This window comes from uncultured Erythrobacter sp. (assembly GCF_947499705.1).
Classification (GTDB): Bacteria; Pseudomonadota; Alphaproteobacteria; order Sphingomonadales; family Sphingomonadaceae; genus Erythrobacter.
In genome coordinates this window covers 404,633-422,163 of record NZ_CANMPJ010000002.1, presented here as the reverse complement: position 1 = coordinate 422,163, position 17,531 = coordinate 404,633, and the positions used below count along the sequence as shown (strand labels likewise).

Here is a 17,531-nt window from a genome sequence, read left to right as displayed (position 1 = left end):
CCGCGTTTCTGTCCGCATTCCTGTCTGCCCCGCAATCTGGAGACTTCTGCTTGCCTATGACACAGGCACAAACCTCAACGGCAACCGCCGCTGCATTGAACAAGGTGGCAATTATGGCTGCTAAAATGCCCACGCACGAACTGCACGATCTGGTGATGAGCCAGCTCGACGATGATCAGGCGCAGGAAATCGTCTCGATCCCGCTCGAGGGGAAAAGCTCGATTGCCGATCACATGGTGATCGCGAGCGGTCGCTCGACCCGGCAAGTGGCGTCGATGGCGCAGAAATTGGCCGAAAAGGTCAAGCAAGCCGGCTTTGGTCCCGCGCGGATTGAAGGTCTGCCGGCTGCCGACTGGGTTTTGATCGATGCTGGCGACGTGGTCGTCCACTTGTTCCGCCCCGAAGTGCGCAGCTTCTACAACCTTGAACGCATGTGGTCGTTCGAGGGCGGTGAAGCGGCGGCGTCTTGATTTGAGGCAGCCCATCCGGGCTGCCGTATCCTCGCTCACGCGGCCTTAAGGCCGCATCGCTGCGGGCGGCCGGTCGGCCTTGCGGTCCGCGAGCGGACCGTTTGGTTCCAGGCCACGGATCAATTTCTATCCTCCTCCACGTCATCGCTCGCGGAAAGATCGCTCGCTCGCCCGAAGCGGAGCTGGTTGCGCGCTATGAGAAGCGGCTGACTTGGCCGGTGAAGCTCACCGAATTGCCCGAGACCGGCGGCAAAATTCCGGACCCTCAATCCCCGCACAAAACCGTGTTGCTCGACGAGCGCGGGAAGGCGATGTCCTCGGAAGACTTCGCCGCACTGCTTGGGCGCTGGCGTGATGATGGGATGCGGGAGACGCGCTTTGTGCTTGGCGCGGCGGATGGGCATTCCGATCAAGAACGTGCCGATGCGGATCTGCTGCTCGCTTTTGGTCCGGCGACTTGGCCGCATCTGCTCGCCCGGGCGATGCTGATGGAGCAGCTCTATCGCGCGACGAGCATTCTTGCCGGACACCCCTATCATCGGGCAGGGTAAGCCGATGGAGCGCAACACACTTTTCCTTGGGGTGACCGGTCTGGCAATCATCGCCGCTTTGGCTCTGGCCGTGCCCGATGGCAGCGCGCAGCGTGATGTCGCAGTCATGGAGCCGGACGAAGCACAGGCCGAACTGCAGCGCGCCACGCGGGAGAGCCAGCGCGCCGAAGCACGAGCCGAGCGGCTTGCAGCCGAGGCCGAAGAAGCAACTGAAGCCGCTGACAAAACCGCTCGCGAAGCCGCTGCAATCGCCGCCCGTATTCAACGCTCCGAAGCCGATATCGCTGCTGCGCGCGCGCGGTTCTCGCTCGCCCGGAATGAACGCGGTGCCTTGTCCGCCCGTCTGGCCGAGCGTCGGCAGCCGCTTGTTCGGCTGACCAGCGCGTTGCAAACCACGGCCCGCCGCCCGCTGGCCTTGTCGGCGCTGCAACCCGGTTCGCTCAAAGATCTGGTCTATGTCCGCGCAGTGCTCGACAGCGCGGTGCCGGAAATTCGGCAGCGGACCTCCGCCTTGCGCGGCGAACTGGAAAGGGGACGCGAGCTTGAGCGTCAGGCACAGCAAGCGCTTGCTAACCTGCGAACCAGCGAAGAGGACCTCCAGTCCAAACGCGCTGAATTGACCGAGCTTGAAACCCGCCAGCGGCTGGCATCGACCGAAGCCCGCAGCAGCGCCTCGCGCGAAGCTGAGCGGGCCTTGGCACTCGCCGAAGAAGCGCGCGATCTCGACGGATTGATCGAGCAAATCGACGAAGCAGCAACCCTGCGCCGCGAGTTGGCCGCTTTGCCAGGACCGATGGTGAGGCCAGCGGGCCTGGTGATGCCTGCCCCGTCCGCAACCGAAGCTGCGGCGGCCTCCGATGAAACGCCTGATGCCGACCCATCGCCGACAGTCACCGCGAACACGCCGCCGCCGTCCGATTTCCAGTTGCCGGTACAAGGCCGCACCATTGCGGGCTTCGGGGAACTGCGCGGAAGCGGGCTTCGCAGCACCGGGCTCTCGCTTGCTCCTGCTGCAGGCGCGCAAGTTGTGGCTCCCGCGACTGGGCGAGTGGCTTTCTCCGGTCCTTATCGGGGATTTGGCCGAATCGTGATCATCGAACATGCAGGGGGCTGGACCAGCCTGATAACGGGTTTGGATCGCACCACAGTTGATGTCGGCGACCAATTGATCGGTGGTAGCCCCATCGGTGTCGCCGCTCAGGAAGAGCCTGCAATCACAATAGAATTGCGCAATGGCGGCGGCCCTGTGAACCCGCTGCGATTCCTCGGGTAGCGCGCCGAACGGTTTAGAACTTGCGCCTTGGCATGACCCTTCGTGGGACGCTGTGGGCGGTTCGACCGGTAATCATCTGGCGTTCAGCCATGCAAACCTATATCCACCGAGTCGAAAGGAGCCTCTCTTTCCCATGAAAATTGCTGCTTTGCTGCAGAGTGCAGCGCTCGTTACTGCGGTCGCCCTGATTCCCACCGCCACCGCCTCAATGGCGCAGGTGGATGGCCGGGCTGGACCGGAATTCTCGAAATTGTTCGCGACCTATCAGCGGATCAAGGCGAGCTATGTCGAACCGGTCGAGGACGATGTGCTGGTGCGCGGCGCGATTGACGGGATGCTGGCGGCGCTCGATCCGCATTCGGGCTATCTCGACGGCAGCGATCTGCAACGGCTCGAAACCATGATCGACGGCAATTATTCCGGGCTCGGCCTGTCGGTCGTGATGGAAGACGGCGCGGTAAAGGTAATCTCGCCATTCCGCGGCAGTCCGGCTGATGAAGCCGGGATCAAGGCTGGCGATTTCATCACGCACCTGGATGGCGAGCTGATTTACGGCGGCGAGCTGGACGATGCGGTTGCGCGGATGCGCGGCAAGGCGGGCACGTCGATCAAGCTGACGATTTTCCGCCCGGGCCGCGACGAGCCGCTCGAAGTGCCTGTGACACGCGGCGTGATTGAGCTTGAGCCGGTTACGCACTCGCTCGAAGCGGGCAATATCGGCGTCATCATGGTCAACGAATTCTCCGCCGATGTTGGCGCGGACGTGTTCAACGCATGGGGCGAGATCCAGAAAGAAGCGACGGGCCGCGTGAGCGGATTGATCCTCGATCTTCGTTCGAATCCTGGCGGCTCGCTCGATGAAGCGGTTGCCTTGTCCGACCTGTTCCTCGATTCGGGCCGGATCGTCTCGCAGCGCGGACGCGCTCGGGGCGAAACCTTGCTCTACGATGCAGAGACCGTGTTCCGCGGCGATATGGCCGAGGGCGTTCCTGTCATCGTGTTGATCGACGCGGGTTCTGCTTCGGCGTCCGAGATCGTCGCTGGTGCACTGCAGGATCACCGCCGCGCGCTGATCATGGGCGATCGCAGCTTCGGCAAGGGTTCGGTGCAATCATTGCTCCCTCTGGGTTCCGATGCGGCGCTAAAGCTGACGACGGCACGTTACTTCACCCCGGCAGGCAAGTCGGTGCAGGAAGGCGGGATCAATCCCGACATCTCCGTGCCGCAGCTTTCCGATCCGGACCTTGCGTTGCGCCAGAAATACCTGACGCGCGAATCCGATCTGCGCGGCCATCTGATCAACGAGTTGGGCATCAAGGACGAAGAGCTGGAGAACGACAAGGTCGATGATCCGCGCTTCCAGCAGACTGCCGAGCAGCTCGAAGAGAAGGGCATTGAGGATTTCCAGCTGCATTACGCGCTCGAAACACTGCGCCGCACCACCAAGAGTTCGGTGGCGCTGCGCGACTGACGCGATTAAGTAGCGCCGCATGACCCGTTTGCAGCAAGCCAAGCTGCTCGCCTTTGCGATCCCTGCGGGATTGCTCGGCGGCGCTTACATCTCCCAATATGGCTTTGGCCTGTACCCGTGCGAAATGTGCTGGTGGCAGCGCTGGCCGCACTTTGCCGCCATCCTCTTCGCGCTTTTGGCATTTGTAACAGCTCCTGCCCGGCTTTGGACGAGCCTTGCGGCGATTGCGATCATCGTTTCGGGCCTGATCGGGGCGTTCCATGCCGGTGTTGAATATGGCTGGTGGGAAGGGATCACAGGCTGTGCCACGCTTTCGACCAATATCGACGTAATGGACCCGTCCGCTGCGCCAATCCATCGCTGCGACGTTGCGCCTTGGAGCCTCTTCGGGATTTCTCTCGCCGGATGGAATTTCCTCTTCTCTACACTGGGTGGACTCACCATCTTAGGGCTGAGCTTGGGAACGGGCGCCAAACAGGAGCAGGTATGAAACGCGACGAACTTCACCGCATGATCCGGGTCGACCAGGCCGGCGAATTCGGCGCGACACGGATCTACGAAGGTCAGCTTGCCGTAATGGGTGATCGCGGACCGCATTCGGCGGAGATTCGCCATATGGCCGAACAGGAAGAGGGCCACCGCGCGAAATTTGACGCGTTGATGGCCGAACGCGGCGTGCGCCCCACGGCTTTGCAACCCTTCTGGTCGGCGGCGGGTTATGCGCTGGGCGCAGGCACGGCATTGCTTGGCCCCGAGGCCGCGATGGCTTGCACCGCAGCGGTCGAAGAGGAGATCGACAAGCACTATTCCGAGCAGCTCGACCGTTTGCAGGATACGGGTGACGATCCGGAATTGGCCGACATGATCGAGGAATTCCGCGAAGACGAACGTGAGCACCGCGATGCGGCTTTGGCGAATGGAGCGGAGAAGGCGCCAGCCTATCCGCTGCTTTCCGGAGCGATCCGGCTGGGATGCCGCATCGCAATCAAGGTAAGTGAGAGAGTCTGATTTTCGCACCCCATCCGGGGTGCGAGTTGTCCTCCCTACGGTCGTTCAGCTTCGCTTCCCTCGCTCATGCGATCAAAGATCGCGTCGTTGCGGACGGCCAGTCGGCCTTGCGGTCGCTTTGCGACCGTTAAAGCGCCCAGTAAATCACGTCGTCTCTGAGGTCTTCGCGCTTAAGCGCTGATTTCACGTCAACCAGCACACCACCCTTTTTGAGCCGCGCGGTAAGTTCTGCGCCCTCGGCCACATAGTCGGCGTGATCCACTGCGAGGATTAGCGCGTCCAGATCGGTCAGGTCCTCCGATGCGGTCAGCTCCACGCCATATTCGTGTTTCGCCTCTGCCGGGTCTGCCAGTGGATCGCCGATCAGCGGTTCGATGCCGTATTCGCCAAGTTCCGCGAGTATGTCCGGCACTTTGGAGTTCCGAATATCCGGTACGTCCTGCTTGAAGGTAAGTCCCAGCACTCCGACCCGCGCCTGACTTAGCGGAATATCACGTGAAACCAGCAGCTTCACGGCTTTCTGTGCGACCGCTTGCCCCATTGAATCATTGATCCGACGACCTGCAAGAATGACCTCAGGGCGATAATCGAGCTTCTCCGCTGCTGCCGTGAGGTAGTACGGATCGACGCCGATACAGTGACCGCCGACCAATCCTGGCGTGAAGGGCAGGAAGTTCCACTTCGTGCCAGCTGCCGCGAGCACATCCTTCGTCGGGATCTCCATTTTGTCGAAGATCAGCGCAATCTCGTTCATCAGCGCAATGTTGAGATCGCGCTGCGTGTTTTCGATCACCTTGGCCGCTTCAGCGACCTTGATGCTCGGTGCTTCGTGCAGGCCCGCATCGACAATTGCGCTGTAGATCGCGCGCATCCGGGCCAGCGCCTCGGGGTTTTCTGCGGCAATAATCTTGGTGATGCTTTCAAGCCGGTGGACCGTATCGCCCGGATTGATCCGTTCAGGTGAGTAGCCGAGCGCAAAGTCGCGCCCTTGTTTCAGCCCTGAATGTTCAGCCAGCAATGGCCCGCAATATTCCTCGGTCGCTCCAGGGAATACGGTGGACTCGAACACCACCAGCGCACCTTCGGACAGGCGTGGGCCGATAGTCTCGCAGGCCGAACGCAGCGGTGTCAGGTCAGGGCGGCGCTCTTCGGTGATTGGTGTTGGGACAGTGACGATGATCGTCGTCGCCGCGCGAAGCGCTTCGGGATCGTCCGATACGGCAAGGCCGCACGCATCGAGCCGTTCATCGTCGATCTCGCGGGTGAAATCGTGTCCGGCTCTGAGCGACCGAATCCGGCGTTCCGAAATGTCGAAACCGACCACGCGGCACCCCTTGGGCGCGAGGCGTTCAGCAAGAGCAACGGCGACCGGCAAGCCAACATAGCCAAGGCCAACGATTGCTATGGTTTCCAGCTCTGCGGACACCTCCCCCAGCGGGACGGCATCGGTTTTTTGAAATGGAGCGTTCATGACACCGCTCTTTGCAAAAGAAGGTCAACATTCCGCTAACCATTCGCCGCGTTCCAATTGACAAGTGCGGAGCTGAGGGCTTCAGACTTGGTTCACGCACCGGCACTCATAGCCTATGGGTAAATTTGCGCATGGCAGAAACGCCGACGTCACCGACTTGAAAGGTTCCAAAATGTTGCTCTCCCGGTTGAAGACATGGAAGCGTATGGGCGTGATCGCGACGCTTGCTGTCGCTGCTCCGCTTGCTGCGCAAGACGACACTTTGGTCGACGATACGCAGCCTGCGCTAAGTGATGATGTCCAGATCGCCTATGTTTACGGCGATGACGAAGCGCCGCCGTGCCCCGAAGGCGACATCTGCGTTTTTGCGCGGCTGCCGGAGAATGAGCGTTTCCGTATTCCACCTGCGCTGCGCCTGTCGGACAACCCCGACAACACGGCATGGGCACGCCGGGTCGAAAGCCTGGAGCTGGTCGGCGCGTTTGGCACCAATTCGTGCAGCCCGGCTGGGGCTGGCGGAATTATCGGTTGCACCCAGCAGCTGATCAATGACGCGTATCGGGATCGCGCCGAAGGTGAGGACATCCGTTTCGGCCAGCTGATCGAGCAGGCACGGCAAGACCGTCTGTCCACGATCGACGCCGATGCCGCATCCGAGCAGCGCCGCGTAGAACAGATCGAGCGCGAATACCTCGAGCGGCTTGAGCGCGAACGCGCAGGCGCTCTGCCGGGTGAAGTCGAAGAAGCATCCGGGCCGCCTCCGCTGATCGAAGGCAATGAGGGCACTGGCGGTGAAACTGAGCCGGAGCCAGCACCTGAGCCCGAAGAACAGCCGCTCTAAGCCGCGTCAGACCGCGTAATAATCGCGGTACCAAGCGACAAACTGGCGGATGCCCTCGCGAACATCGGTTTGCGGGCGGTAGCCGGTGAGTTCTTTCAGCAATGTCGCATCGGCCCAGGTCGCGGGCACGTCGCCTTTCTGCATCGGCATGAAGTTCTTAACCGCCTCGCGTCCGCATTCCTCTTCGATTGCGGTGATGAAATCCATCAGCCGCACCTTGTCGCTGTTGCCGATATTGGCCACGCGCCATGGCGCAACCGGGGAAAGACTATCCCACTCGGGAATGTCATCGGCGCTTTCGGGGCGCTCCGGCGCAGCGTCGATCAACAGGCGAATGCCGCGCACCAGATCGGTCACGTAGGTGAAATCGCGGAACATCTCGCCATTGTTGTAAATGTCGATCGACGTGCTTTCGAGAATACCCTTGGTAAACTTGAACAGCGCCATGTCCGGCCGGCCCCACGGACCGTAGACCGTGAAAAAGCGGAACATCGTTGTCGGTAGGTTCCACAGATGGGCGTAAGAATGCGCCATCGCTTCATTCGCCTTCTTGGTCGCGGCGTAGAAAGTGAGCTGGGTGTCGCATTTCTCGCGCTCGTCGAACGGCATCTCTTCATTCGCGCCATAGACCGAGCTGGTGGAAGCCATCAGCAGGTGATCGACCTCCAGCTCGCGCGCGCATTCCATCACGTTGAACGTGCCGATGAGGTTGGAATCGAGATAGGCGCGCGGGTTTTCGAGGCTGTACCGCACCCCTGCCTGCGCCGCGAGGTGGACGATTACATCGGGCTTTTCTGCCATCGCAAGTGCGTGCAGCGCATCGAAGTCTTCGAGCATCCCGATATTCGCGCTGAAATGCTGGTTTTGCAGCAGCATCTGATGCCGCCGCTCTTTCAGGCGCACGTCGTAATAGTCGGTCATCCCGTCAAAGCCGACGACGCGAAAGCCCTCGGCAAGGAGCAATTGCGCCAGATGAAAGCCGATAAATCCGGCCGAACCGGTGATGAGTACCGTGCGCATGCCCTATGGGCCTCCTGTCGCTGTGCCGCGTCTAACCGGCGCGGGCGTCGCACAAGTTCTGGACAAAGAAAACCCGCTGCGACAAGAGCGCGGCATGACTATCCCCCTCCAGCGTCGCCCATTTCTATTGCTCGCTCCGTGCCTGATCGCGCTGGCTGCGGCTGCCTGTTCTTCAGGCCAGGATGCAGCGGAGGGAAGTGTCGCCGAGGCAACTGATCCGCCCGGAGCTGCCTTACCCCTGTCGATTGGCAGAGAGGTAACAGAAGAGGGCGATGGTCTGTTCGAAATCGCGGTGCATTGCGCTGCGGCATTGGACCTGACGGCGGAACGACTGGCGCAAATGTCGGACAACCCGCAATCGCGCGAAATCGCTTTGCTGGGCCGTGCCGAAGATCACTTCGAAGCGCGAGCTGAAGATGTGAAGGCAACTGCCACTGACGTGGCCGGGTCAACCGCGGCCGCAATCGCGCGCCGTCGGGCTGAAAAGGCGGACGAAACAACCGAACAGGCGCAGTTGGCAATTGCTTGCTTGCGGCGGTTTGGAAACGATGTGAGCGCACAGACTGGCGCGCAGCTGGCGCTCTAATTCGCCGGTGAGAGCCTGGCTTCGGCCAGCACCAGCTTGAGATAGCCGGTTCGGATAGTCGTATCGGCCGACACCAGAACCAATTGCGCTGGGCATCCGGCGGGCACCGTGAACGCGGCGTCCATCTCGAATTCTTCTGCGATGTCGAACACTTCGTTCACTAGCGGATCGGCACCCTGGCTACCGGCACAGACAATGCGCCAGCTGGCCTGATCCTGCGTGCCGAAATCCTCCGCGCGGAATGACGCGCTCATCGAGTAACGACCGGGCTCAAGCGCCAGCAGTTTGCGCGCCACCGGTCCGGTGTAGCCGGCTTCCATTTCGGCTTCGATCTCCACCATCCCTTCGCCCTGGGCTGACGCAAGGACAAATGGTTCGATGCCGTCGATGGAGAAGGGCTGCCATGTCACCGGGCTGTAGGCTTCGGCGGTCGATGCACCGGTCAATTCGAGCCCGTTGGCGACAGTCTTGTCCGCACCGTTGATGCGCCGGAAATGATCGATTGCCTCGCGGTAGTTTTCCTTTGCGACCAGTTGTGTGAGCAATTCGCGATCAAGCGAGGAATAGGCCGAACCTTCGGGGAAACCGCCTGAAAGTTTCGCTAGCTCCGCAATCGCCACAGGGTCTTTGGTGTTGGACACGGCAAACCGCAGGAAACTCTCAAGCCACGGGGGTGTGGACTTGATGTAGGGGACGAAGCGCTCGCGAATGGTCTCGCTTTCAAGCGCGTCGGTCAGCACCGGATAGAGCACGGCGCTGGTCGATTGCTCAATTCGCAGCGCGGTGTCGTAATGCCTGAGCGCGCCAGCGACATCGTTGCGCTCCACTGCGTCTTGGATCAGCCACAACTGCGCCCCCGCATCGCGCCGCTCCATCCGTTCGGAGACCGCCATCTGCTCGCGCACGCCAGGCAGATCGGCATTGGCGGCACTTGCCAGGCCGTAGAGGCGAAAGGCCGAGGCGTTGATCGGAAGGTCGGACACCGATTGGCGGACGATGCCGAGAATCGCGTTGTCGCCGCCTTTTGGAATTATGCCTGCCGCATGATTGATCTGCGCGTTACGGACAAGCGCAACGGGATCGTCGTCGTCAATCGACAGGGCAAGGGTCGGCAAGTCCGAATGGAACACGTTGACCGCCGCGCTGGTGGCTGCGCCATAGGCGACAAGCAAAGTGCCCGCGACGGCGGCCAGCAAACGCCCGGTTGGACGCGGCAAGCTGACCATCAATCGTTGTCCCGGTCGCGGCCATAGCCATAGCCGTAGCCATAACCGTAGCCGTAACCTTCAAGCCCGTTGCCTTCGAATTTGGTGAAGATCGCGCCGACCAGTGGCGCTTTGCCGCTGCGCAGTCGATCGAGCGAGTTGTTGATGCCCCGTGCTGCAACGCCGCGCGCTTCGATCACGAAGGCAACGCCGTCCACCGCCTGTGCCAGGAGCGGAGCATCGGCCAGGCCGAGCAGCGGCGGAGCGTCGACGATGACGTGATCGAACCGGTCGCCCAGCGCATCGAACAATTCCTTCACCTGATCGCTACTCAAAAGCTCGGCGGCGCTCGGCGGGCTTGCGCCAGCGGAGATCAGCGAAAGGTTTTCGAATTCGGTCTGCTGGATCACTGCACTGGCTTCGGCCTGCTGGGCAAGAATGTTCGAGAAGCCGCTCTCATTCGGCAGCTCGAGCAATTTATGCGCCGATGGCGACCGCATATCGGCGTCGATCATCACCACCTTCTTGCCGGTCCGCGCCAGAACCGATGCGAGCGCGAAGCCAGTGGTGCTCTTGCCCTCTGCCGGGCGTGTACTGGTCACCATCAACACGCGCGGAAGGCCGGAACTGGTTGCCAGCGCCAGGTTCGACCGCACGGTCAGATAGGCCTCGGACACATCCGATTTCGGATCCTGCACCAGATCGATGACATCGTCGTCGTTGGGTGTGGACGGAATAACACCGAGCAATGGCAATCCCGTAAGCGGCGTGACCTGCGCTGGGTCGCGGATACCCTCTTCGAACTGTTCAAGCGCGAAGACTGCAGCGCCTGCAACGGCGAGACCGCCAAACAGCGCAACCAGTAGATTAAGCGGCAGGTTGGGCGACGATGGGCCTCCCGGGACCTGAGCTTGATCAACCAGAGTGATGTTGTTCGCCGCCACACCAGCAACGCCGATTTCCTTGTAGCGCTGCAACAGCCCGTCATAGAGCTCGCGGTTGGTGTCCACCTCGTTCTGGTAGATGTTGTACTGGATCCGGTCGCGTTCCTGCGTGTTCAGACGCTCTGTCAGCGCTGCAACCTTGCCGCGCAGGTCGTTCTCGCGTGCCTGAGCCGCCTGGAAGTCTGCCTGCGTGCTTCCCCGCACACGACTTTCCTCGCGCGAGATGGCCTTTCCAAGCTCTTCAATCTGCACTTCCAAAGCGCGCGCGGCGGGATAGCCAGGCTCAAACTGCACCATCAGCCGAGCATATTCCGCCTCGGCAGCTGAGCGTTGCTGACGCAGCGCATTGATTGTGGAATTGTTGACCAGATCGGCATTGGTACCGCCCGCAGCACGGGCACGTGCTTCGAGCTGAACGCGTTGCTCGGTTGCTTCGAGCAGCGACTGGTTCATCGCCTGAAGGTCATACTGCACCAGCGTCGGTGACGAGACCGTCCGACCGTCTTGTTCGACCCGGTCGAGCACCACGATGCCTTTGGAATTGGCATAATTCACCAGCTGAGTCTGCGATTCCTCGACCCGTTGGCGCAGTTCGGCCAGGCGCCGTTCGAGGAACGAGCGCGCATCGGCGGTCGATTCAAACCGGCGGTCCATGCTGTCCGCCATGAATTGCTCGCCCCATTCATTGGCGATCTGTGCTGACAGCGTCGCATTGGCGCTGGTGTAGCTGATATCGACCAGAGCCGAACGCGGGATGGGCGAGATTGAAATATGGCCGAGCAGCAAGCCAACAGCGGCCTTGCGCCGCCTTTCCAGCGTCTCACGGCTGGTCGCCGCGTCTTCCGAGCCAAGCCACGGCGTGGTTTCGGGGTCCAATCCGTGCGCTTCGAAGAACGCGAAATTGTTCGCGAGGCGCAGCTCACGCGCAACCCGCTCACCCACACTGCGTGCGGCGAGCAATTCGTATTGCGTGTCGTAGAATTCCTGATCGAAGCGGCGATCGGTTTCCTCCAGCCCTTCGACATTGGTGACGCGCTGATCCTGACGGCTAATCTCGATCCGCGAGGACGCCGTGTATTGCGGCGTTGCCAGCAGCGTGAGCACAAGCCCGGCGAGCAGCGCCAGCGTCACGATCGCAAGGATTACCCATTTGCGGCGCTCGAGGATGCCGAGATATTCGCGCACCAGCGGCATTTCGCGGCCAGCTTGTTCGTAGCCACCATTGTTTTCGGCGGTGTCGAAGATCGCGTCGTTCTGATCGGCGGGTTGAATGGCGTTCACGGTTACTATTCCGCCTTATCGATTGAGAAGAATGGTCAGCGGCGTGACGAGGATGGTGGCCGCGCCAACGACATCGTCGAACAGGCGGCGCGCATCGGAATCGCCCACGACGACCGTGTCGTTCGGATAGATACGCGGATCGTCATAGGCGCCGCGACTGATCGCATCGAGGTTATACAGCGTCGCCATGCGCTGGCCGCCGACGGTGCGAAAGACAATCACATCGCGGGCATTGCCATACTCGGCCAGACCGCGGGCGGTTGCTACCGCTTCGATCAACGTAGCTTCGCCGACAACCGGAAAGACTCCCGGTTGATTGACTTCACCATAGACGGTGAAGGTGCGGTTCTCCGAGGAAACGAGGTTGGTCGTGACCTGCGGTTCGCGGATGTAGTTGCCTTTGAGCCGGCCTGCGATCTTTTGCGAGATCTCGGCTGTCGTCATGCCCGACACATCGACATTGCCGATCAGCGGAAAGCCGATCTCACCATTGGCATCGACCCGGACGCGGCGATTGCTCAGTTCCGGAATGCCGAAAACGTCAATCATGAGCGTGTCGAACGGGCGAATTCCGCCAAATTCGGCGCTAGCGTAAAGGTCGCTCGCCATCGGAGGCGGCAGATCGCCTTCGATCACTTGCAGACCAGGTGCGCCGCCGATGGGTTCAGGCGTCGTCGCACAGGCGGAAAGCGCCAGCGCTCCAAGTGCCAGAATGGCCGAATTGCGTATTGCCTTCATGCTACCGGCGATCCTTCAATTATCTGTCTGCGGCCGTGTCTGAAACGACCCCTCATTTGTCATAAAGGCTGGTTTTCCAGCGCTTTGACCAAACCCGTCGCCATCTGACTGGCCTAGAGCCTGACCGGCCCGAGGGAAAGCCATCCAGACCGATGCCAGCGCCGCAAGGCAAGCCAGCGCCGGGACGCGGAGGGGGTAATCGACCGCGCTCCAAAGGCCAAGAACAAAAAGAACAACTGCGCCGGCCAGCCCCAAATGGACTTCAAGCTGTCCGGTCTTGCTGCGCGCGATCAATCCGATCGTGTTGCGCGCAAAGGCCAACAGCGCGAGTGCCATCAGCGCGATTGCCGGAATGCCGCCTTCAAGCGCCCATTCAAGCCAGTCATTATGCGCGTGGTTCCAGTAGCTGGTGCCGAGCATGTCGCTGGGTTCATGCACCTGGAAAATCTCAACGAACGACCCGACGCCTGATCCGAATGGCAGGTATTGCGGCAGGAATTCGATCATCGTTTCCCACACAACGAAGCGGAATTCCTCAACCGGGCTGGTGCCGGAAATGCGGGTGAAGCTTTGCGACTGCGTGAGCAGCAGGGCGAACCCGCCGAGCATGGCGACGCCGAAGGCTCCGAAGGCATAGGGCACCCATGGCAGGCGTCTGTCGCGCCGCCTGTGGCGCAGCTCTGGCCGCATTGGACGGGCGCGCCAAACCAGCCAGCTTGCCCCGAGCGACACGAGCGACAGCGCGATCCCTGCGCGTGAGCCGGTCGCTGCCGCCATCATGATCGCCAGCACTGCAATGGCCGCGCACGCGGTCTGGATAAGCCCTTTGCGCGGCCCCTTCGCCCGGGCCGCCAGCAATGTCAGCAGCGGCAAGATGCAGACTTGCAGTGCCGCCATATGGTTGCGGTTGGCGAAGAAGCCGGTGGGTGAACCGGTGTTGGTGACGTCGTAGAAATACAGCGCTCGGCTAAAACCACCGATGGCCTGGACCATACCCCAGATAGCGCTCGCAAAAGCGGCTCCGATGACGAGATAGACCAGCTTGCGATGGTCTTCGCGGTCGATCTGGACCGCCAACACCATGGCGGCAGCGGGGACAAGCATGGCGTAAAAGGCATTCCAGCCGCGATAAGGGACGAGGCTGATTTCGCGCCATGGTTGCAGCCCGCCTGCCGCTTCGCCTGCGGCAATCGCCAGCTCGCGTCCGGGCAGCGCCTGCCAGATGACAGGCGGCAACGGGATCAAATGAAGCAGGATCAGGCCGAGAATGGCGGCCATGAATCCGAGCGGCAGCTTGAATTCTCTCCATTGCTTCTTGGTCAGCGAGTAGAGGCCGATGCCGAGACAGATCACGGCAATGGGCCTGAGGAACATAAGCGACGTGATGTCGTCGCGCGATCCGCCGCCCATCAGAAACGCGCATACGAGCAGCACCACCAACGTGATGAACGGCACGTGCGCACCGACATATTTCAGGGGGGAGCGCGACCGGGCCATGACGTTACTTCAGCAGGCCTTTGCTGCGCATCTCTTCAAGACTGGCTTCGTAGGCGCTCGCCTGCGGGCCGGAGGCCTTGGCCCATTCGACCAGTTCGGCGATGCCGCGTTCGAAATCGTATTCGCATTGGAAGCCAAGCGCATCGTTGATCTTGGTCATGTCCGCGTAGTTGTGGCGAATATCGCCCAAGCGGAAATTGCCGCTGACGCTGATCGGGGTTTCGGCCTCGAACAGCCGGACGAGCGTTTGAGCGACCGTCATTACGCTGACAGGCACGCCGGTTCCGACATTGAAAACTTCGTTGGCCGCGGCGGGGTGAGTCAGCGCGAGTGCGGTGGAACTCACGACATCTTCGACAAACACGAAATCGCGGCTTTCGGTGCCGTCTTCGAAGATGTTGATCGGCTTGCCCTGCATGATCAGGTTGGAAAAGATCGAGAGAATGCCGGTGTAAGGGTTCGACAGAGACTGACCGGGGCCGAACACGTTCTGATACCGCAGCGCCACGCCTTCGATCTCGATCGAGGGGCAGACAGTCATCACCAACTGCTCCTGCACCTGTTTGGTGATGCCATAGACCGAGCTGGGATGGATCTTGCTGTCTTCATCGGTCGCAACGAGTGCTAGCTCGCCTTCGACACCCGGATATTTCACCGCGAAATCGCCCGCTTCCATGTCCGGTCCGGCGCGCTCGGTCGGATAGACATACGAGCCATCGGGCGCGCGATAGCGGCCTTCGCCATAGATCGAGCGTGAGGAGGCGACGACCACGCGCTTCACGCTGTGTTCCTGATTGGCGAGAATATCGAGCAGCAGCGAGGTGCCGCCAATGTTGACCGAATTGTAGCGCTCAATCTGGTACATCGACTGCCCGGTGCCGGTTTCAGCTGCGAGGTGGACGATGGCGTCGTGGTTGGGGACCAACTGTTCGAGCGCCGCGCAGTCGGTCACATCGCCGTGCACCAGATTGGTCGCAGCGGCCAGCTTGGCATAAAGCGCGGTCTCTTCCGGCGCATCGCCGTGGACCTGCGGCAGGAAGTTGTCGAGCACGGTCACTCCATGCCCTTCGCCCACCAACCGCAAGGCCAGCCGCGAGCCGATAAAGCCCGCACCGCCGGTGATCAGGACATTCATTCGGCGGCCTCGCTCGTGAGCGGTTCGATCAGCGACACGGTCTGCTTGATATTGCCGGGCGAAGAGGCTCCGAACACGACCGACTGAATGTTGAGCCGGTTGATGTAATCGTACGCTTCCGGAGCCGGGACCGCGCCGCTCGCGAGCGTCGACATCGCCATGACCGGGTATTTCGCGCCGTCATTGGTCGCCAGCAAAGCCTCGTATTCGGGCACGCCGGGCGACATCAGATAGCCGATCTTGTTCACCGAAGCGCAGATCACCACACCTTCGATGCCCCATTCTTCCAGCTTTTTACGCAGGAACGGCAGGTTCTGTGTGATCAGCCCTGGCCACGCACCGAACCGTTCCTTGATGTACTCGCAATAGGCGACAAACGGGTCCGGCACGTCGTAACCGAGCATGAGATCGACGATAATGTTCTGTAGGAAGACTACCTGGACATCGAGCCCGTCATAGATCGCCATTTCCTCGTCGATCAGCATCTTCATCAGCTTGACCGCATCGAGCGTGGCGACCGCGCTCGCGCCGCGCACCATCTTGCCGAGCGCCGATTTCGCGCCCTTGTTGAACAGGATTTCCTGAACCGCGCCGACCATTCCCTTGTCATTGACCATTGCGGCATATTTGTGCGGATAGGGGATCGAGGGATACCATTTGAGGTGGCCGTATTTCGCCGGATTGGCGCGGAATGCGTCGCAAATGCCCTTCGCGCGGTCGTTGCTGTTGAGCATGATCGCGTCGATCCCGGCGTCGATCGCGTGGTCGTACACCGCCATCACGTTTTCGAGCTTGGCAAAGCGTTCGGCGCGTTCCTGCGCCTTGTCCTGGCTCATGTGATTGATGCCGAAGAACTGGTTGTCGCCGAAGACAATCCGGTCGATCGGCTGTTCGTATTTGGCGGTCATGCGGCGGCTCCTGCGCGGCGAATGGCGGCGTCATCGGCGAACAATTGCTCGATCACGCGCAAATTCGCCGCTGCATCGGCAAACGTGCAGCGCACTGGTTTACCTTCTCGGATGGACGCAACAAAGTCGAACAGCTGCGCGGTGTATTCGATCCCGCGAACATAGAACGGCACATTGGTGTGCACATCGGTGATGTACAGCTGGTTCCAGCCCTCTTTCAGCCCATACTTTTCGCTTGCTTCCTTGAGGTGGATCTTCGCGCCGTGCTGATCGACCTGGATCTTGCCTGCGCTGCCGAACACTTCGAACTTGTTGGTCGGCTTGCGATAGCTCGCATCGGACCAGTTCACGTACATCGTGCCGCTCAGACCGCTGTCGTAAAACAGCGAAGTCGAGACAATGTCCTCGACCTGCTTCGAATAGACCTTCGACAGGCTGGTCCCGCCGACGCGATCCGGTGCGCCGAAGAAATAGGCGATCAGGTCGATCGCGTGGCTCGCCATTTCAAACACCGCGCCGCCGCCATTGGCATGGCTTGCGCGCCAACCGGCATCACCGACATCGCGAGTGATCGTCGGGCTGAACATCTCGCTGCGGAACCGCAATGGCTCACCGATCAGGCCGTCTTCGACCAACGCCTTGGTCTTCGTGAACATGTCGTTCCAGCGGTTCACATAACCAACCTGATTGATCAGGCCTGCCGCATCATAAGCAGCCGCAAAGCGTGCGCCTTCAGACGCGTCGAGCACGAACGGCTTCTCGCAGAATGTATGCAAGCGGTGTTCGAGCACCGCATCAAGGATCTCTGGGTTGTAAGCCGGAGGGGTGCAGACAAGCACGCCGTCCAGCTCTTCGCCTTTCAGCAGACCCTTGTAATCCTTGTAGGTCGAAACCTTCGCATATTTGCCGAGCATAGCCGTGATCAGCTTAGACGGATCGGCCACGGATGTGATGTTCACATCCTCATGCGCGTTGGCGATGGAATAATGGGTGATCCCCATACGCCCGGCGCCAATGATGCCGAACTTGAGTGGAGTGGTCATGAACCTGATCCGGGTGCAATGAAGGTGACCGGGAATGCATTGTCCCGGAGATGCGACTCTGTCGCGGTCTCTAGCGCTTGCCTAGGGCA

At 60.9% G+C, this 17,531-nt stretch carries 17 protein-coding genes; 8 read left to right on the top strand and 9 right to left on the bottom strand.

Features of this window, described 5'->3' with window-relative positions; genetic code table 11:
- Positions 1-113 precede the first annotated feature (113 nt).
- The 6 genes from rsfS (at position 114) to Q0837_RS14870 (ending at position 4,773) form a co-directional block, all read left to right on the top strand.
- Positions 114-470, top strand: coding sequence for a ribosome silencing factor (gene rsfS, locus Q0837_RS14895; protein WP_298470695.1), 357 nt, complete (start codon positions 114-116; stop codon positions 468-470).
- 128 nt (positions 471-598) lie between these two features.
- Positions 599-1,021, top strand: a complete 423-nt coding sequence (locus Q0837_RS14890) for a 23S rRNA (pseudouridine(1915)-N(3))-methyltransferase RlmH (protein ID WP_298471773.1) — start codon at positions 599-601, stop codon at positions 1,019-1,021.
- Positions 990-2,294, top strand: a complete 1,305-nt coding sequence (locus tag Q0837_RS14885) for a peptidoglycan DD-metalloendopeptidase family protein (RefSeq protein ID WP_298470694.1) — start codon at positions 990-992, stop codon at positions 2,292-2,294. The genes Q0837_RS14890 and Q0837_RS14885 overlap by 32 nt, the downstream gene beginning before the upstream one ends.
- Before the next feature lie 133 nt (positions 2,295-2,427).
- Entirely contained in the window at positions 2,428-3,765 is a 1,338-nt protein-coding gene (locus Q0837_RS14880; RefSeq protein ID WP_298470691.1) for a S41 family peptidase, read from the top strand.
- A gap of 19 nt (positions 3,766-3,784) precedes the next feature.
- On the top strand, positions 3,785-4,255 hold the full coding sequence (locus Q0837_RS14875) for a disulfide bond formation protein B (protein ID WP_298470690.1): 471 nt from the start codon (positions 3,785-3,787) through the stop codon (positions 4,253-4,255).
- A complete protein-coding gene (locus tag Q0837_RS14870; protein WP_298470688.1) occupies positions 4,252-4,773 on the top strand; it encodes a demethoxyubiquinone hydroxylase family protein in 522 nt (173 codons plus the stop codon). The genes Q0837_RS14875 and Q0837_RS14870 overlap by 4 nt, the downstream gene beginning before the upstream one ends.
- Before the next feature lie 127 nt (positions 4,774-4,900).
- Here the strand turns inward: Q0837_RS14870 and Q0837_RS14865 are convergent, their stop codons facing one another.
- Positions 4,901-6,244, bottom strand: coding sequence for a nucleotide sugar dehydrogenase (locus tag Q0837_RS14865; RefSeq protein WP_298470687.1), 1,344 nt, complete (start codon positions 6,242-6,244; stop codon positions 4,901-4,903).
- Positions 6,245-6,359: 115 nt separating this feature from the next.
- On the opposite strand from Q0837_RS14865, the gene Q0837_RS14860 reads away from it, so the two are divergent.
- Complete coding sequence (locus tag Q0837_RS14860) at positions 6,360-7,085, top strand: hypothetical protein (RefSeq protein WP_298470685.1); 726 nt, start codon at positions 6,360-6,362, stop codon at positions 7,083-7,085.
- A 6-nt stretch (positions 7,086-7,091) separates the two neighbouring features.
- On the opposite strand, the gene Q0837_RS14855 is transcribed toward Q0837_RS14860, so the two are convergent.
- The gene (locus Q0837_RS14855) at positions 7,092-8,105 is read right to left on the bottom strand and encodes a GDP-mannose 4,6-dehydratase (RefSeq protein ID WP_298470684.1); all 1,014 of its coding nucleotides are present in this window, start codon (positions 8,103-8,105) and stop codon (positions 7,092-7,094) included.
- 94 nt (positions 8,106-8,199) lie between these two features.
- Between Q0837_RS14855 and Q0837_RS14850 the strand changes: the two genes are divergently transcribed.
- The gene (locus Q0837_RS14850; protein ID WP_298470683.1) at positions 8,200-8,691 is read left to right on the top strand and encodes a hypothetical protein; all 492 of its coding nucleotides are present in this window, start codon (positions 8,200-8,202) and stop codon (positions 8,689-8,691) included.
- Here Q0837_RS14850 and Q0837_RS14845 read toward each other — a convergent pair.
- From Q0837_RS14845 to Q0837_RS14815, 7 genes are read right to left on the bottom strand one after another with little or no spacing between them, the layout of a single operon-like run.
- Positions 8,688-9,917: a hypothetical protein gene (locus Q0837_RS14845; RefSeq protein ID WP_298470682.1), complete on the bottom strand. Its 1,230-nt coding sequence runs from the start codon at positions 9,915-9,917 to the stop codon at positions 8,688-8,690. The two genes, Q0837_RS14850 and Q0837_RS14845, sit on opposite strands and share 4 nt — an antisense overlap.
- The gene (locus Q0837_RS14840) at positions 9,917-12,121 is read right to left on the bottom strand and encodes a polysaccharide biosynthesis tyrosine autokinase (protein WP_298470681.1); all 2,205 of its coding nucleotides are present in this window, start codon (positions 12,119-12,121) and stop codon (positions 9,917-9,919) included. The genes Q0837_RS14845 and Q0837_RS14840 overlap by 1 nt, the downstream gene beginning before the upstream one ends.
- Positions 12,122-12,136: 15 nt before the next feature.
- On the bottom strand, positions 12,137-12,859 hold the full coding sequence (locus Q0837_RS14835) for a polysaccharide biosynthesis/export family protein (RefSeq protein WP_298470680.1): 723 nt from the start codon (positions 12,857-12,859) through the stop codon (positions 12,137-12,139).
- 15 nt (positions 12,860-12,874) lie between these two features.
- Positions 12,875-14,356, bottom strand: a complete 1,482-nt coding sequence (locus Q0837_RS14830; RefSeq protein ID WP_298470678.1) for an O-antigen ligase — start codon at positions 14,354-14,356, stop codon at positions 12,875-12,877.
- Between the two features lie 4 nt (positions 14,357-14,360).
- A complete protein-coding gene (locus Q0837_RS14825) occupies positions 14,361-15,491 on the bottom strand; it encodes an NAD-dependent epimerase/dehydratase family protein (protein ID WP_298470676.1) in 1,131 nt (376 codons plus the stop codon).
- Entirely contained in the window at positions 15,488-16,399 is a 912-nt protein-coding gene (locus tag Q0837_RS14820) for a hypothetical protein (RefSeq protein ID WP_298470674.1), read from the bottom strand. Before Q0837_RS14820 ends, Q0837_RS14825 begins: the two co-directional genes overlap by 4 nt.
- Positions 16,396-17,442, bottom strand: a complete 1,047-nt coding sequence (locus Q0837_RS14815; protein WP_298470673.1) for a Gfo/Idh/MocA family oxidoreductase — start codon at positions 17,440-17,442, stop codon at positions 16,396-16,398. Before Q0837_RS14815 ends, Q0837_RS14820 begins: the two co-directional genes overlap by 4 nt.
- Between the last annotated feature and the right edge of the window lie 89 nt (positions 17,443-17,531).

Coding starts and splice junctions, on each gene's coding strand:
- Q0837_RS14845 (WP_298470682.1), bottom strand. CDS start 9,917: ATGGTCAGCTTGCCGCGTCCAACCGGGCGTTTGCTGGCCGCCGTCGCG.
- Q0837_RS14880 (WP_298470691.1), top strand. CDS start 2,428: ATGAAAATTGCTGCTTTGCTGCAGAGTGCAGCGCTCGTTACTGCGGTC.
- Q0837_RS14830 (WP_298470678.1), bottom strand. CDS start 14,356: ATGGCCCGGTCGCGCTCCCCCCTGAAATATGTCGGTGCGCACGTGCCG.
- Q0837_RS14875 (WP_298470690.1), top strand. CDS start 3,785: ATGACCCGTTTGCAGCAAGCCAAGCTGCTCGCCTTTGCGATCCCTGCG.
- Q0837_RS14820 (WP_298470674.1), bottom strand. CDS start 16,399: ATGACCGCCAAATACGAACAGCCGATCGACCGGATTGTCTTCGGCGAC.
- rsfS (WP_298470695.1), top strand. CDS start 114: ATGGCTGCTAAAATGCCCACGCACGAACTGCACGATCTGGTGATGAGC.
- Q0837_RS14825 (WP_298470676.1), bottom strand. CDS start 15,491: ATGAATGTCCTGATCACCGGCGGTGCGGGCTTTATCGGCTCGCGGCTG.
- Q0837_RS14815 (WP_298470673.1), bottom strand. CDS start 17,442: ATGACCACTCCACTCAAGTTCGGCATCATTGGCGCCGGGCGTATGGGG.
- Q0837_RS14835 (WP_298470680.1), bottom strand. CDS start 12,859: ATGAAGGCAATACGCAATTCGGCCATTCTGGCACTTGGAGCGCTGGCG.
- Q0837_RS14855 (WP_298470684.1), bottom strand. CDS start 8,105: ATGCGCACGGTACTCATCACCGGTTCGGCCGGATTTATCGGCTTTCAT.
- Q0837_RS14865 (WP_298470687.1), bottom strand. CDS start 6,244: ATGAACGCTCCATTTCAAAAAACCGATGCCGTCCCGCTGGGGGAGGTG.
- Q0837_RS14870 (WP_298470688.1), top strand. CDS start 4,252: ATGAAACGCGACGAACTTCACCGCATGATCCGGGTCGACCAGGCCGGC.
- Q0837_RS14850 (WP_298470683.1), top strand. CDS start 8,200: ATGACTATCCCCCTCCAGCGTCGCCCATTTCTATTGCTCGCTCCGTGC.
- Q0837_RS14860 (WP_298470685.1), top strand. CDS start 6,360: ATGGGTAAATTTGCGCATGGCAGAAACGCCGACGTCACCGACTTGAAA.